This window comes from Chryseobacterium luteum, assembly GCF_000737785.1.
GTDB lineage: Bacteria > Bacteroidota > Bacteroidia > Flavobacteriales > Weeksellaceae > Chryseobacterium > Chryseobacterium luteum.
In genome coordinates, this window is sequence record NZ_JPRO01000015.1 from 48077 (window position 1) to 63710 (window position 15634).

General features: G+C 38.2%; 16 protein-coding genes and 1 other RNA gene. 6 read left to right on the forward strand and 11 right to left on the reverse strand.

Going from position 1 to position 15634, the window contains the following annotated elements; genetic code table 11:
* Positions 1-12 precede the first annotated feature (12 nt).
* Positions 13-555: a ribosome maturation factor RimM gene (rimM, locus tag IX38_RS15765; protein ID WP_034706576.1), complete on the forward strand. Its 543-nt coding sequence runs from the start codon at positions 13-15 to the stop codon at positions 553-555.
* Here rimM and IX38_RS15770 read toward each other — a convergent pair whose 3' ends face one another.
* From IX38_RS15770 to IX38_RS15785, 4 genes are all read right to left on the reverse strand, one after another.
* Positions 556-1605 carry a hypothetical protein gene (locus IX38_RS15770; protein ID WP_034706577.1) on the reverse strand — a complete coding sequence of 350 codons (1050 nt, stop codon included), beginning with the start codon at positions 1603-1605 and terminating at the stop codon, positions 556-558. It lies immediately after the preceding gene.
* 121 nt (positions 1606-1726) lie between these two features.
* The gene (locus tag IX38_RS15775; RefSeq protein WP_034706682.1) at positions 1727-3364 is read right to left on the reverse strand and encodes a serine hydrolase domain-containing protein; all 1638 of its coding nucleotides are present in this window, start codon (positions 3362-3364) and stop codon (positions 1727-1729) included.
* Positions 3365-3429: 65 nt separating this feature from the next.
* Positions 3430-4233 (reverse strand): helix-turn-helix transcriptional regulator, encoded by an 804-nt coding sequence (locus tag IX38_RS15780; protein WP_034706579.1) that lies wholly within the window; start codon positions 4231-4233, stop codon positions 3430-3432.
* A 1-nt stretch (position 4234) separates the two neighbouring features.
* A complete protein-coding gene (locus IX38_RS15785; protein WP_228377978.1) occupies positions 4235-5179 on the reverse strand; it encodes an XRE family transcriptional regulator in 945 nt (314 codons plus the stop codon).
* Positions 5180-5268: 89 nt separating this feature from the next.
* Between IX38_RS15785 and IX38_RS15790 the strand changes: the two genes are divergently transcribed.
* Positions 5269-5946 carry an LA_2272 family surface repeat-containing protein gene (locus tag IX38_RS15790; protein ID WP_051884812.1) on the forward strand — a complete coding sequence of 226 codons (678 nt, stop codon included), beginning with the start codon at positions 5269-5271 and terminating at the stop codon, positions 5944-5946.
* Complete coding sequence (locus IX38_RS15795) at positions 5943-6542, forward strand: CDP-alcohol phosphatidyltransferase family protein (protein ID WP_034706581.1); 600 nt, start codon at positions 5943-5945, stop codon at positions 6540-6542. The genes IX38_RS15790 and IX38_RS15795 overlap by 4 nt, the downstream gene beginning before the upstream one ends.
* A 236-nt stretch (positions 6543-6778) precedes the next feature.
* Here the strand turns inward: IX38_RS15795 and IX38_RS15800 are convergent, their stop codons facing one another.
* Positions 6779-7060: a DUF3817 domain-containing protein gene (locus IX38_RS15800; RefSeq protein ID WP_034706584.1), complete on the reverse strand. Its 282-nt coding sequence runs from the start codon at positions 7058-7060 to the stop codon at positions 6779-6781.
* Between the two features lie 321 nt (positions 7061-7381).
* On the opposite strand from IX38_RS15800, the gene asnS reads away from it, so the two are divergent.
* Together asnS and rpoN are read left to right on the forward strand one after the other, a co-directional pair.
* Positions 7382-8830 (forward strand): asparagine--tRNA ligase, encoded by a 1449-nt coding sequence (gene asnS, locus IX38_RS15805; RefSeq protein WP_034706585.1) that lies wholly within the window; start codon positions 7382-7384, stop codon positions 8828-8830.
* A 158-nt stretch (positions 8831-8988) separates the two neighbouring features.
* On the forward strand, positions 8989-10452 hold the full coding sequence (gene rpoN, locus IX38_RS15810; RefSeq protein ID WP_034706587.1) for an RNA polymerase factor sigma-54: 1464 nt from the start codon (positions 8989-8991) through the stop codon (positions 10450-10452).
* A 189-nt stretch (positions 10453-10641) separates the two neighbouring features.
* On the opposite strand, the gene IX38_RS15815 is transcribed toward rpoN, so the two are convergent.
* Genes IX38_RS15815 through IX38_RS15825 form a run of 3 tightly spaced genes read right to left on the reverse strand, consistent with a single transcriptional unit; the run spans position 10642 to position 13481 of the window.
* Positions 10642-12264 carry an AMP-binding protein gene (locus tag IX38_RS15815; RefSeq protein WP_034706589.1) on the reverse strand — a complete coding sequence of 541 codons (1623 nt, stop codon included), beginning with the start codon at positions 12262-12264 and terminating at the stop codon, positions 10642-10644.
* A gap of 58 nt (positions 12265-12322) precedes the next feature.
* Positions 12323-12997, reverse strand: a complete 675-nt coding sequence (locus IX38_RS15820; protein ID WP_034706590.1) for a hypothetical protein — start codon at positions 12995-12997, stop codon at positions 12323-12325.
* Positions 12990-13481: an RNA polymerase sigma factor gene (locus tag IX38_RS15825; protein ID WP_034706592.1), complete on the reverse strand. Its 492-nt coding sequence runs from the start codon at positions 13479-13481 to the stop codon at positions 12990-12992. Before IX38_RS15825 ends, IX38_RS15820 begins: the two co-directional genes overlap by 8 nt.
* Before the next feature lie 271 nt (positions 13482-13752).
* Here IX38_RS15825 and rnpB point away from each other — a divergent pair.
* Positions 13753-14077, forward strand: an RNA gene (rnpB, locus tag IX38_RS22045) — RNase P RNA component class A.
* 63 nt (positions 14078-14140) lie between these two features.
* Here the strand turns inward: rnpB and IX38_RS15830 are convergent.
* The 3 genes from IX38_RS15830 to IX38_RS15840 are packed head-to-tail and all read right to left on the reverse strand — an operon-like array spanning position 14141 to position 15632.
* Positions 14141-14698 (reverse strand): hypothetical protein, encoded by a 558-nt coding sequence (locus tag IX38_RS15830; protein ID WP_034706594.1) that lies wholly within the window; start codon positions 14696-14698, stop codon positions 14141-14143.
* Complete coding sequence (locus tag IX38_RS15835) at positions 14695-15252, reverse strand: hypothetical protein (RefSeq protein ID WP_034706595.1); 558 nt, start codon at positions 15250-15252, stop codon at positions 14695-14697. The genes IX38_RS15830 and IX38_RS15835 overlap by 4 nt, the downstream gene beginning before the upstream one ends.
* A gap of 2 nt (positions 15253-15254) precedes the next feature.
* The gene (locus IX38_RS15840) at positions 15255-15632 is read right to left on the reverse strand and encodes a hypothetical protein (RefSeq protein WP_034706597.1); all 378 of its coding nucleotides are present in this window, start codon (positions 15630-15632) and stop codon (positions 15255-15257) included.
* Positions 15633-15634 lie beyond the last annotated feature (2 nt).

A 15634-nucleotide genomic window follows, 5' to 3' on the forward strand; every position in this document is an offset into this window, starting at 1 on the left:
TAACAAACCTGTATGCGTAAAGAAGATTGCTATTTATTAGGAAAAATCACACGCAGACATGGCCTTGCGGGTAACGTTATCCTTAAACTGGATACCGACCAGCCCGAGCTTTACAATAAATTGGAATCAATATTCGTTGAAATCAACGGATTATTGGTTCCTTTTTTTATTGAAAAATCATCATGGAGCAAAAATGATGCTCTGAACCTTGCTTTTAAAAACTCTTCCGAGGCTCTGGTAGACCAGTCTCTTGGAAAAAGTGTCTACTTACCGCTTGATACCCTTCCCAAACTTTCCGGAAAACAGTTTTACTATCATGAGATCATCGGGTTCGATATCCTTGATGAAAATGGTAAAGAATGTGGTGTGATAAGATCTGTAAACGACCAGACTGCCCAAAACTATTTCGTAACCAACCTGGATGGAAAAGAAGTGGTGATCCCTATCATCAAAGACTGGATCCTTGAGGTGAACCGGGAAGAAAGATTCATCAAAATGCAGCTGCCGGAAGGACTTATCGACGTCTTTTTAGTTTCCTCTAAAAAAGACGAATAATCATTTTCTCAGATAATAAATCTGAAATTTACCCTCTTTCATATTACTTACCGGAAAATATTTTCCCGTTTTAGTCTTTATAGGATCAGAAACGATTATTCTGGTTTGGTCTTCTTTGGTGGAAACCGTTTTGTTCCCCAGCTTTACATCATAATAATACATATACACAGGATGATACCCGAAAGACGCTACAAAGTGATTTCCGGTACTGAACCATTGGTTTCCCGAGACAATCTTATCCTTTATTTTGAACGTTACCGTATCTCTGTACTCTTTACGGATTTCAGGAGAGAAGCTGTTTTCGCGTGGAGAAAGTTTGATCTTCGGGCGAAGTTGGGCGTAAATAGGATCCTTTTCCACAGCAGAATCCTTTGCTTTCAGCTCCTGTAAAAGGTTGTAAGATACAAAATATGCATTTTTATGTCCCGGATTAAACAGATAGTTACCACCGTATATTGCCTGATCCGGGATTTCATCATTTACTGCATCAGCTATCATTAAGATCTGATCCCCTTTAGCAAGAATATTTTTCTGTAAAACAGCCTGTTCTTCATCTATTTTTTTGAAGAGTACAGAGTCTTTTTCAGATTCACCTACATGGAAAAGAGGTTCATATTTCTTTGTAATATCATTTGCGTCATAGAAAGGCAGGATCTTTTTGTAATGGAAGTCCGGAGCCAGATATTTCCGGTTATTAGCGTATATATTCCCGGCATCATCCATGAAAGCAAGGTTATTGATATTCGGTCTGCTTCCCCAGTGCTCAAAAATAACAGGCTTGCCTTCAGTAATGATAAAAAGCCTGTTGGTGCTGTTTTCGTAAGAATCCATCCCCGGGGAATTGTATACAAATAGATAATTGTCTTTAACCAGATAGCTGCAGTTGCTTTTCTGTGAAAGCGGAAGCTCCATGACTTTCTCCAAAACAACTGTTTTATCTGAAAAATTGGGAAATTCCGGGATCTCAGGATATTTGTCTTCTTCCACATCCGTCTTGGGACTATAGCATGATGATAAAACGAAAAACGACAGCAGAAGTGAAATTCTCATGGGTTATTTTTATTAAAGATACATTTTTTGAAAAGTATAAAGTACCATAATAACCAAGCCTTTCAATAAAAAGATGAGTGACTATATCAATAATCACTCATTATTTATTACCCATTACTCATCAGTTATTAATCGCCGGAAGCAAATACTCCTCAACTATCTTTTCAGACTGTAAGTGTGCATAAGACTTATTGTATGCTTTTGCTGTAATGACGATGACAACTGGGATTTCCGTGAATATGATAATTTTGTTCCCACCGTTTCCACTGGATTGATAGGCCTCAAAACTTTCATTTCCCACTTTATAAACTTTCCTCCAGAATAGATAGCCATATCCTTCAAAATCCTGGTCATTGGTGAAATAGTTGGTGAAAGATTTCTTTATCCAATTTTTATCGATGACATTTTTGCCGTTCCATATTCCGTTATTTTTATAGAGCTGTCCGAATTTTGCAAAATCCAGCGTCCTCATACGAAGTCCTCCGGCCAGAGAAGGTTTCTTCTGCGGGGTAAACTGCCATTTATAATTCGTGATTCCTAGAGGTTGAAACAGCTTTTTCGCGGCATAGTTTTCCAGACCTTTGGGAACTGTTTTATCCAAAATATCTCCTGTCAACATAACACCTGCCGTAAAATAGCTCCAGGTTTTTCCGGGCTTGTTTTCTGTAACAGGTAGGTCCAGTGCAAACTTCACCCAATTCTCAGTAGGGTACATATTTTCCTCATTTCCGGGAGAGCTTTCATCAGAATCATTTCCGTCAAATCCCGAACTCATGGTCAGAAGGCTTTTAATTGGAATACTGTCTTTGCGGGACGAATAATTTTTGAACTGTTTCAGGTCATAAAACTCTTTCAGCATCTGGTTTTCACTTTTGAAATAGCCGTCTTTAATGGCAATTCCCATCAACGCAGAAGCAAAAGATTTCCCAACCGAACGGGTGTCCTGCAAAGAATCTCTTCCGGACTGACTGAAATACTCTTCCAAAAGAATATTTTCATTTTTGATAATGACAATACTTGTGATATCCCTGAACCTGTTCTCTGCAATTTTTGTATTTAAAAGCCTGATTTTTTCCTGATCCAATTTTTCATCAGACACTTTCCAGCCGCTGTTGGGTTGGATGTTTTGCACGGCAATTTGCTGTTCCGAAGTGTTTTTGTGAGGAACGGTTAAGCTAATTTCACCCGAAGCAATCGTATTCCCGGCTTTTACTGATGATGTTTTTAAATAAGGCCTGATTTCAATCTTTAAAACGTGATTTCCTTCATTCATGGCATCAATTCCGCTATGGGCCAGATAAAATCTCATCCACATATATTTCCCCCAGGAATCTTCGTTTTTTGAACTTAATAAAGGAATTCTGAAAGTGGTTTTCTTCTTTTTATCTTCTGAGATTCCGGCTCCCGGATTCAGGTTCTCTGTATAAATTAATGTTCCATCAACGTAAAAACTAAATTGGTAATTCCCTTTTTTAAGCAATTCATCCGCAGATAAATTGGAGTCAAGCTGATGTAAATAATTAACCAATGAGTTATCCAAAAAAACACGAAGGTCAAAGTCTTTATCTTCCTGGAATATCATTGTTTTGAGGAAATCGGTTTCCTTTGTATTTTCTGCAGAAATCACTTTATCTAAAAAGAGAATTTTATTCAGATGGTTTTTCTGAACAGGATTTTCAATCTTTTCAGGCTCAATAAGATTTTGGCTTAAAGAAAGACCGGAAATGAAAATCAGAACAAATAAAAGGATTGGTTTCATGGTACATTTTATCTGAACAAAAGTAGGCATCTGTTTTTATAAAAAATAGAATGAAATTAACATCTTTATTTCTTCAGAAGATTTTTGTAGTGCAGGGGAGTAATTCCCACATTCTCCCTGAACGACCTGATAAAGTGGCTTTGATCTGCAAAACCACATTCCAGTGCTATTTCCGTTAAAGACTTTTCCGTGTTGAGAAGGGCTAAAGATGTACTGATCTTCAGTTTTCTGATGTATGTACCTAAAGTACAGTGAAAATGCTTCTGAAAATCCCTGCTCAGATGAACGGGATGAATGTCTAAAGTCTTTGAAAGCTCTGTCAGGCTTAATTTTTCCGTGAAGCTTCCGTGAAGTATTTCATCAATCTCACCTACCCATTTCGGTTTTTTATCAGCATTTTCAGCCTTGCCCGTTAACCGGCTGAAAATGTTGAGTAAAAGTTCATGAACAGACAGCTCAATCCCTGGATCATTCATTTTTGTCTCCCTGAAAATTTGGTGCATAAGCAATTTTATATCAGGATCTTTCAAATTAAAGCTTCCCTCAATGCAGTCTTTTGAAATGTCAAATTGTTCAAACCAATCTTTCGTAAGTTCAAGATGGAATCCTCTTGTGAAAATATCAGGTTTTATATTGTAATGCGCATCTTCCCAATGATGATAGAGTAGTGTTCCTGCAGAACAGTCGTACATTTCTTTTTTGTTTCCTTCCGCCATATTTCCCTGCAACAGAAAAGTGAAATAGGGGTTTTCATGATAATGCCAGTCGACATAAGGATGCGTGTATTCCGTATCCGTAATGGTCAGTCCGCCGAAATGTAGGGTTTCGTTGGTTGTTCCGAAAAATTCACCATGATGGAGGCTTTTCATATTATAGTTTTTGTTTTAAATTTTCAATCTGATCGTACATTTTATTGAAAAATATTTTCCTGTCCCGGTTTCCCGAAGTGTTCAGCGATTTTGAATTTTTAATCTGGTGTTCAAAATAATTCCGTGTTTCACCGCAGGTTTTTTCATCGTTAATCAGAATATACCCAAACATATTCACAGGTATGGCAAAAAGCGATTGGTGCGGATGATGAAAAAAAATGTCGTTGGAAAGATGCATCAGTTCGTTTTCATACAAGTGAAATTTTGGATTGTTTTCTGTCTTCTGTTCGATATATTCAATAAGTTCTTTCAGCTCTTTCAGGATGATTCCTGCTTCATTCTTCTGTAAAAGTCCGGTTTCGTGATAAAATAAAATCTGTTGCAGAATACTGGAAATCGTCCTTTCATTCCAAAGTTCCACTATGCTTTGTGCTTCGTATTTTTTCTTGAGCTCCTGTGTGTTTGATTCAAAATGAGGAGGTGAAAACTGCAGAAAAGGAATAAAAACCTGTTTCGCATTAAGCAGATTCATCCAGACATAAATCTTAAAACGGGAAAGCAGGGTGTCCGAAAGTGTATAGAAAAAAGGAATATCCTTCGCAGAGTAATAAACCGTCATTTCATCAGTAAGGGGCAGATTTTCAAAAACGCTGAGATTATTCTGAAAAAAAGACTGCAGGTCTTCTGTTTTGTCCACCGCCGATGTTTTTTGAACCACAAGCTGCTGGTCTGAAGTGATGAACTGATTGAGGGAAATCTGATAATATCTGGCCAGCTCCAAAGCTTCTTCAAAACTGAATTTTGCCTTCATAGACGTCCTTCTGTGCGATGCATCATAACTTATATTGAGAATATTTGCAATCTCATCATTCAAAGATTTGTCGCCAATTTTTCTGCGGATTTCCTTAAGCAAAAGTTCCTGATACATGTTTTTTGTGATTTTCACAAATGTACTTCTTTATTTTAATTTTTTTTCGCATTCGGATTGGTGTTTTTCACAGATACTTTTGAAGTATAATTTTAAAATAAGTTATCATGAATAAGAATTTAATACTATTGAATGTGCTCATCAGCATGGTATTACATGGCCAGGACCACGACAGCGTTAAGATAAAGCCGGCTGTATTTTCAGTAAACCCTAAAAAAGCAGTGACAAGAAATACGTCAGGAATTAACGTTGGGGTTTTAGATGATTACAAAAAACAAAAAATTAATGGACTGAATCTACAGGCGAACCCGCTTAGCCTGATTTATCCCCTTATTCCTAAAGCCATACCCGCCCCTACAGAAAAAACATCAACCGTTACGGTAAACGGACTGCATATTTCTACCGGTGGAATGGTGGATGGTGAAAAACTTAACGGGGTCGGGATTTCGATCTATCATCATGCACGGGTTACCAACGGGATTTCTTTAAATTTTTACAATAATACTTCAGGAAATTTAAGAGGGATCCATATTTCCGGATTCGCTAACAATTCTGAAAAAGGGTACGGTTTGCATATGGCTTTTATCGGAAACTATTCAGATGATTTCAAAGGGTTGCAGGTTTCTGGGTTCAATGAATCCAAAAAGATGAGAGGGGTGCAGATCGGGCTGATTAATAAGACCGAAAATCTTAAAGGTTTTCAGCTTGGATTTTGGAATGTCAACGAAAAGAGGAAATTGCCTTTAATCAATTGGAATTTTAAAACTAAAACTAAGAAGTCATGAAAACAATACCTTATATTTTAATTGCTGTAAGATTTATCCTGGCGCCGGTTATTATTGCTTTAGCATATCTCAAAGGAGAAGAATCCCGGTTTTTGATTTTAGCCTTGATGTATTTTGGATTATTAACGGATATCTTCGATGGAATTATTGCCCGGAAAGTTGGTGTTTCATCAGAAAAATTAAGAAGATTAGACAGCCAGACCGATTTGATTTTCTGGCTTTCATTAGGATTTTCTGCTTATTTTCTGAATCCCGGATTAATTCAGAACGAATGGCAGGGAATTCTTTTAATCCTTGTGATGGAAGCCCTTTGCTACATGGTCAGTATCTGGAAATTCGGGAAAGAAACCTGTACTCATGCTTTTCTGTCCAAAATGTGGGGCTTAAGTCTGCTGATCGCTTTTACCTATTTAATCGGGTTTCAGCAGACTGGTTGGGCATTTTACCTTACGGTCGGATTAGGATTTGTATCTCATATTGACGTTATTTTGATCGTCTTGCTGCTTCCGAAATGGCAGTACGACGTACCAAGTTCCTATCATGCCTGGAAAATCCGGAACGGAAAAGAACGGAAGAAAACAGTATTCTTTAATTAGAGTATAGGTGAGGAAACGCAGTTGGAAGAGGGGCGTTTAAAAGCATTGCTGTAACACGGTTTTATTGACTTTTGATATCCCGATAAACTATAGGGCTGCTTCCTGATACTTTTTAAATTCTAAAATAAGGCCACAAAAATTATGTGAGCATTCAGTGTCTGAAAACTGTTATTCAATTTGATTACAAATAATTGTGACTGATAAAATATAAAAACAGGAAGTAGCCAATCCGTTTTTTATGAATATTCTTCTTTGAGTTTTTTATCCAGTATAAATGGTACAAATGGAAGTACTGAACCTACTAGATACAATATGATTCTTTTTAAACTCCACCTGTATTTTATTGCGGATAACAGAAGAGCTATTAGAAATATAAGAAACAAGACTCCATGGATCCATTCAAAATATTTTACCCCTTCCGGTATATTAAAAAAGTACTTTAAAGGCATGGCAATGAAGAGCAGAATCAGATATGAAAGCCCTTCGATTAAAGCTGTTTTACGGTATATGATGATCATCTGAATAATTATACTATCAAAAGATTATTTTGATACTAATATACTTTAATCTGGCATTTAAAGCTCTAATAAAATCAAAATTAATTATAACAGGACAATAAATACAGCATGTGTATTTACAAACATATGGATAGAAGACTTAATAAATAGTTATAATTGGTACATTAAAGTATATCATCGCCTGAATAATATCCATAGCATAGTTTTAGATTCAGTATTTTGATAAATGATTTTTTAAAAAGGTAGCGTAATCATCAGGTTACGCTGTTTTTTTGTAACTTTGCAGACGTTAATTTTTATAAGAAAATTTATAATCAACAAATGAAAAAGCAGACCATTAAGGAAGTCCTACAGGATTACAAGAAAGTATTACATCATGACATTACGGTTTACGGTTGGGTAAGAACGTTCCGTGCCAATCGCTTTATAGCACTAAATGATGGTTCTACTATTAATAATTTGCAAATAGTTGTTGATTTCGAAAATTTCGATGAAGAGATTATCAGTAAAATCAGCACAGCCGCCTCTTTAAAAGTAGTGGGTGAAGTAGTGGAAAGTCAGGGAGCAGGGCAGAGCGTTGAAATTGTAGCAAAGAAAATTGTTATTTTAGGAGATAACTTTACAGAAGACAGGGACAAAACGATTCTTCAGCCCAAAAAACACTCTTTGGAAGTTCTGAGAGACCAGGCTCATTTAAGATTCAGAACGAATTTATTCGGGGCTGTTTTCAGAGTACGTCATGCCGTAAGCTTTGCAGTACACTCATTTTTTAACAAAAACCAGTTCTTCTATATCAACACACCGGTAATCACGGGAGCAGATGCAGAAGGAGCAGGAGAAATGTTCGGAGTAACCAACTTTGATCTGAATAATATCCCTAAAACTGAAGACGGGGAAATTGATTTTGCACAGGATTTTTTCGGAAAGAAAACCAATCTTACAGTTTCCGGACAGCTTGAAGGAGAAACCGCGGCAATGGGACTAGGCAGAATTTATACATTCGGACCGACTTTCCGTGCTGAGAACTCAAACACGACAAGACACCTTGCGGAATTCTGGATGATAGAGCCGGAAGTGGCATTCAACAACCTTGAAGACAATATCGACCTTGCGGAAGATTTCTTAAAATATGTGATCCAGTATGTTCTGGACAACTGTAAAGATGACCTTGAATTCCTTGATAAACGTTTTGAGGAAGAGCAGAAAGGAAAACCGGAAAAAGACAGAGCAAAAGAAGGACTTATCGAAAAACTTCAGAACGTTATAGCTAAACGTTTCAAACGTGTAAGCTACACAGAAGCGATCGAGATCCTGATGAACTCGAAAGAAAATAAAAAAGGGAAATTCCAGTACCCGGTTGAGAGCTGGGGAACGGATCTTCAGTCCGAACATGAAAGATTCCTGGTTGAAAAACATTTTGAGAGCCCGGTAGTATTGTTTGACTATCCAAAAGAGATCAAAGCCTTCTACATGAAACTGAATGATGACAATAAGACCGTTGCAGCAATGGATGTTCTTTTCCCGGGTATCGGGGAGATCATCGGAGGATCGGAGAGAGAAGCAAGATTAGACGTATTAAAACAGAAAATGGCAGATATGCATGTAGATGAACACGAACTTTGGTGGTATCTTGATACCCGTAAATTCGGTTCTGTGCCGCATGCAGGTTTCGGTTTAGGATTGGAAAGACTGGTTCTTTTCGTAACAGGAATGACCAACATCAGAGATGTGATTCCTTTCCCGAGAACACCGAAAAGCGCTGAATTCTAGACCAATAAAAAAGCCTTAATGTAAAAATTAAGGCTTTTTTTATTTTCTTATAGTTTATTATGTTAATAAGTTAATGCAAAAATCATGCTAAATTTGTTTTTTGTCGAATTAATTTATTAAATTCGTAGAATATGTTATGTTAAAACACAAAGACTAATATGCTTAAACAACACTTACAACTCAAATTAGGACAGAAGCTGGCACCTCAGCAGATTCAGTTGATGAAGCTTATTCAGCTTCATACCCTGGAATTCGAAGAGGAGCTGGAAAGAGAGCTAGAAGAGAATCCTGCTTTGGAAATTGTAAAGGAAGATCCTAAAGAAGATGATTTTTCTTCACTTGAAGATGCTTATCAGGACGAAGGAACAGAAAGTATTCAAACAGATTTTGATGTCAACGAATATATTTACGATGACGAACCTAGCTATAAAACTGCTTCCAGTAACTATTCTCCGGACGATGAAGAGTTCGATAATGAAAGTCTTTTAACAGAAGGCCAGTCGTTATACGATTACCTGCTGGAACAGATCCATTTGGTGAATATCAGCGACGAAGATGAAAAGATCGCCGAATATGTGATCGGAAATCTTGATACAGACGGGTATCTGAGAAGAGAGATCAAAGCTATTGTCGATGATCTTGCTTTCTCGCAGGGAATTTACACCACCAAAGAAAAAGTGGAAGATATCCTTGAAAATTATATCCAGAAGCTTGACCCGCCAGGTGTGGGAGCAAGAGGTCTTCAGGAATGCCTTCTTCTTCAGATCGAGAAAAAAGTGAGCTCTGATAAAGCGGTTTCTCTGGCGGCCAATATTTTAAGATATCAGTTTGATGCCCTTACCAATAAGCATTACAACAAGATTATCCAGAAGTATGATATAGAAGAGGACGATCTGAAGGACGCTTTGGAAGAAATTTCCAAACTTTCACCAAAAGTAGGAGGAAACTTTGATACCCAGACGATTACCATCAACCAGGAAATTATCCCGGATTTTGTGATCCAGGTGAAAGACGGATTGGTCATTCCGATGCTTAACAGTAAAAATGCACCGACTCTGAGAGTTTCCGAAGAATATAAGGATATTTTAACCACGTATTCCCACGATAAAAACTCTTCTGAGCATAAACAGGCGGCACTATTCATCAAACAGAAGCTTGATGCTGCAAAATGGTATATAGATGCTATTAACCAGCGCCAGAACACCCTGTTGCAGACCATTACGGCTATCGTTAAATTTCAGAAGGATTATTTTATCACAGGTGACGAAAAATCCCTGAGACCAATGATTCTGAAAGACATTGCAGATATCACAGGATTTGATATTTCTACCATTTCAAGAGTAGTAAAAAGCAAATATGCCGATACATCAAACGGCATTATTTATCTGAAAGATCTTTTCTCAGACAGTCTGACCAATGATGACGGTGAAGAGGTTTCTACCAAAGAGATCAAGACACATCTTCAGGAAGTTATCGGGAGAGAGAACAAGAGAAAACCTCTTACAGATGATGCCCTGGTAGTAATGCTGAAAGAGCAGGGTTATAATATTGCCAGAAGAACGATCGCAAAATACCGTGAACAGCTCAATATTCCGGTAGCCAGATTAAGAAAAGAACTTTAATAAGTTATCTATACATAAGTAAGCCCGGAAATTCCGGGCTTTTTTATTTGAAAGTAAAGATTTGTATTTGCCTGGTATCCTAAATAAATTATGGGTTTAAAATAAAATATGGCTGATCTGCTCAGTCTGCGGGATATGTTAAGTGCAAAGATTTACTGCAATATTACGAAAGTAGTTTTTTTTCTAAGTTCACTGCTTCAGTGTATCCAGTTGCAGTTCTTTTATAGAGATCTCCCGCATTTCCACCTTCCTTATTTTTCCTGAGATTGTCATAGGAAATTCATCTACAAACTTCCAGTATTTCGGAACTTTATAATGGGCAATTCTTCCCTGGCAGTATTCTAAAAGTTCGGCTTCCGATACTTCAAAGCCCTCTCTGACTTTTATCCAGGCCATTACTTCTTCCCCGAATTTTTCACTCGGAACCCCGATGATCTGTACATCAAGGATATTGGGATAGGTGTACAGGAAATCTTCAACCTCTTTAGGTGAAATGTTTTCGCCACCGCGAATGATGAGGTCCTTTATTCTTCCGGAAATAGTAATATAGCCTTCATCATCCATGACAGCCAGGTCACCGGTGTGCATCCACCGGGCATCGTCCAGTACTTTTTTCGTGTTTTCCGGATCGTTCCAGTATTTCAGCATCACGGAATAGCCTCTGGTACATAATTCGCCATGTTCACCACGCTTTACGGTTTTTCCGCTTTCGTCAATGATCTTTATTTCAAGATGATCCTGAACGGTACCTACAGTACTGACCTGCTTTTCCAATGGTGTTCCTATCAGGGTCTGCGTAGAAACAGGGGAAGTTTCCGTCATTCCGTAGCAGATGCTCATTTCCTTAATATTCATCAGGTTTTCTACCTTTTTCATGATCTCAGGCGGACAGACGGACCCTGCCATAACACCCGTCCTTAGGTTTGAAAAATCATAAGTGTCAAAATCCTTCACTGCCAGTTCAGCGATAAACATCGTTGGAACTCCATATAAAGACGTACATTTTTCTTCAGAAACTGTTTTTAAAGTAATACCGGGATCAAAGCTGTCATTAGGGATCACCATACAGGCACCGTGAGCGGTACAGCATATATTCCCGATCACCATTCCAAAGCAATGATAGAAAGGCACAGGAATACAGACACGGTCTTTTTCTGAGTATTTTAAGCGTATGCCGATAAAATATCCGTTATTTAAAATATTATGATGGGAAAGGGTAACGCCTTTTGGAAAACCTGTCGTTCCCGATGTATACTGAATATTTACAGGATCATCAAACTGTACATGCTCTTCAAAACTGTGAAGTGTATCATCTGAAATATCCTGCCCTTTGTTTAAAAAATCTTCCCAGTTGTCATCAAAGAAAATTTCATGTTCAAGACTGGGACAGACTTCCCTGGCATATTCTACCATTTCCCTGTAATTGCTCGTCTTAAAGCTTAAAGAAGAAAACATAAACCGGATCCCCGACTGGTTGATCACATAAGTAAGTTCGTGTGTTCTGTAAGCAGGATTGATATTGACAAGTATAGTCCCTATCCGGGCGGTAGCATACTGAAGCAGGACCCATTCATAACGGTTAGAAGACCAGATTCCGATTCTGTCTCCTGTCTTGGCTCCTGAAAAAATTAAAGCTTTAGCCACAGCAGTGGTCTGGTTATAAAATTCCTGATAGGTAGCTCTGTAACCCTGATGAACACAGACTAATGCTTCTTGGTTGGGATATTTTTCAACGGTCTTTTTAAGATTTCCACCGATAGTTTGTCCGAGTAATGGAATGGCAGAAGCTCCATAGACGTAAGATAATGGCATAGTTTAAGATTTGGTAGAATAAAATTAATGAAAAATCTTGAATTGATGCCTGTTTATGCTAATTTTCCTGAGAATCTATGTCTTTAAGCTGTTTAAGATTTCTGTCCAGTTTTTTGATGATAATTCCATAGACAAGCCGGTAGTAAAGCCAGATCAGCAGTATACACAACACCGTGCTTACAATGATCCCGATAATCACAATAATCAGGTTGGAATTGTCCGGACGTACATTCTGGGAATTTAATACGTAAAAGATAAAGGCTGTAAACACAAATGTAAAAACAACCAGTATAGCAATACTGATAAGGATAAAAGCGTTGACCGTTTTTTTGAACTTAATGATCCTTATAATGAGGCCTTTGAGATTTTCCTCGATCCTTATTTTGCGGTAATTCTGATAAAATTTCAGAACAAAATAAGCTGTAATTAACAGGCTTAAAATTTTTATGGCTAAATAAGCATGATCAAAATTAGTCTCTATTTCGGGGGCTTTCTGGGCTCCAAGCTTTTCTAATATTTTACGGAAGCTGTCCGATTCCTCATCCTGAAAGAAATAGAATACACCCAGCACGGAAAAGAATAGAAATTCTGCCACGCTGATCCAGAAAATATACTTCACATAATTGCGCGATTTTTTGTTCAGCATCTGAAGAATTTCATTACTGTCGTATTTCGGCTGAACAGGCTGCTCCTGCCATGTTTTCTTAAAGCTGTCTAAATCAAAATCAGGCATATTTTTGCATCTGTTCTTTAAGGGTTTTCTTTAATCTGTTCATTTTTACACGTGCATTGACTTCGGTAATCCCGAGGTTTTCTGCAATGTCCTTATAAGGCAGGTCATCAAGATACATCATTACAATTGCTCTTTCTACATTCGGGAGTGTTTTGATCACGGTATACAGAAGCGAGATCTGCTGCTGTTTTTCATCATCATCCTCCACAAAATCCCTATGGTTGATATCCAGTTCGTTTGTAAGGAGGCTTTTGCTTTTTTTTCTGAAAAGAGTAATGGCTGTATTAAGGGCTACGCGGTACATCCACGTAGAAATTTTAGAGTTTCCTTTAAAAGAATCGTAGCTTCTCCAAAGCTGCAGGACAATTTCCTGAAACAGATCCTCTTCATCTTCAAGAGAATTGGTATACAGACGCGAAACTTTAATAATCAGGCCCTGATTATCTTTAATAAGTTGCGCAAATTCTTTTTCTCTGGAAGTCATAGATTTATAATGGCACGAAGATAACAATAATGTGGTAATTTGTTGATATGATGACAGGATAATTTATTGATCTGAAAATGGAAATATAGTACTGATGGGAACTACATAATATCAATAGCAATGGGCTTTAGCCCATTTTGAAAAAAACATTCATGCCATTGGCTTCAGCCAAAACCTAAATGCCCATTTTTGTCAATAGTCTGCTATTTCTCCTCACATTAACAAATCCTTTCATCAGCACATCACCAAATAATATGTATCTTTGCAACCGCGAGAAAATCGGTTTGTTGATTCCTGTTTCGGCAGGGGTAGGAAAGTCCGGACACCATAGAGCAGCAAAGCGGATAACATCCGTCACCCGTGAGGGTAGGACAAGTGCAACAGAAAGCAGGTACAGTTCGGCTGTAGTGAAACCAGGTAAACTCTTTGCGGTGCAATGATAAGTATATCGGTTCTTTTCAGTAATGGAAATTAGGGGCGGCTCGTCCTGAAAGCCGAGGGGTAATCAGCTCAAGTTTTGCAGCAATGTAAGACGCAGATAAATAACAGGCACTTCTTAGGAAGAACAAAATCCGGCTTACAGATTTTCTCGTGATTTTTTATGTACGCTATAAAACTGTTTATAAAAATAAAAGCGGAGACCCGGTCTCCGCTTTTTTCTATGGATAAATACTGAAAAAAGTAATCTTTCCTGTAGATGTCGTAATGGTAAACCATTCAGCTTCTATACCGCTGTTCACGCCCACTTGATAGGCATTTGCAGTTACCCCTGCATTAATGGCAATGCTGGGATCTCCCACAAGATAGGAATCCACTGTATTTCCTGCACTGTCCTGCAGAAAAAAGTGAAAGGATGCCCACTCATTGATTGATGACATCGTAGAGACAATGTAAGGATCGTTATAAACAAAAGAGGCGTTATTGGCTGTGTTGGCAGGATCGGTCACATTCCACTGATTCATATTCATAGGAAAGGAAGCCAGACCTGTAGTTCCGAATGATGCGTAGGACGAAGAGATTCCTGCCGGCATCGTATACGATCCAAAAGAACCGTTGGGTGATGCATACATGTAACGGATCGGTCCTGGATTCGGACTGCAGGTCATCAGTCTTCCAACGGCATCATAGACATTGTAGTTGTTGAATACAAAAGACGAAGTCTGTGCAGAGGAAAATATTCCTGTGAGACCCAATAATAAAGCTGCTGTTTTTTTCATGGATATATTTGGAAATAAGTAATTGTTTCAGTACCTGTGATGGTAAACCATTCTGCAGAACCGTTAGGAGTGGAAAAATAATCAACACTGACGATGCATGAATTCGGGGTTGCATCCCCAATGTTTGTATTGAATCCTATTACTGGATTCCCCGTTCCTGGATAATGCATCTGGAATTTTGAAGTCACCCATCTGGTATTGTTGGAAATGACACCTGCGGGACCAGGCATAAGACTTGGGTGGTTCCACGGTCTTATGGTCGAAGATGGCGGTCCAAGTGTCACAATCCAATTAGTAACAGGGTATAAAGAAGTACTGAACTGATCTCTGTAATTATCTATTCTCCAGGCCAGGCCGTTCCCCATGTGTGAATTGGCAGGAACCTTCATTGTTGCCGGGCTGTTGTTCATGACAGCAGGAACACAGCCGCTGAAATTCATGGCCATAAGATTTCCATAATAATCATACGGAGAATAATTGTTGAGCATAAAGATTCCCTGCGAATAAGCCAGCGATGTTACTGCGGTTCCCATTACTGCTAAAATCTTTTTCATGGTTATTTATCAGATTTAATATTTTTACGGATTTCGTCACTTTTCTGCATATAGATCTGCGTAGCCCAGACGATGATCTGGCTCATGTCTCCCCCTGTTTTTCTCGTCATTTCAGCTTCTGTAACGCCTGTGGAAAGGATCAATTCCTTAGAAGCAGGTACCAGAAGAGCTTTTCTTCTGTCGCTCAGCTCGGAGGTGTTTCTGTTCTTTTCCTCTTCAGTAGGTCTGTTTTGGGAATCTCCCAGACTTTTAAAAGCTTTATCAAAATTTTCCATCTGTGGAGTTTTCATGCTTTCTACAGTATTTACTGTGCTCCTTTCATTATTACATGATACTAAGGTTAAAGTGGCAAAAGCGGCTGATATAAAAAGTTTTTTCATAA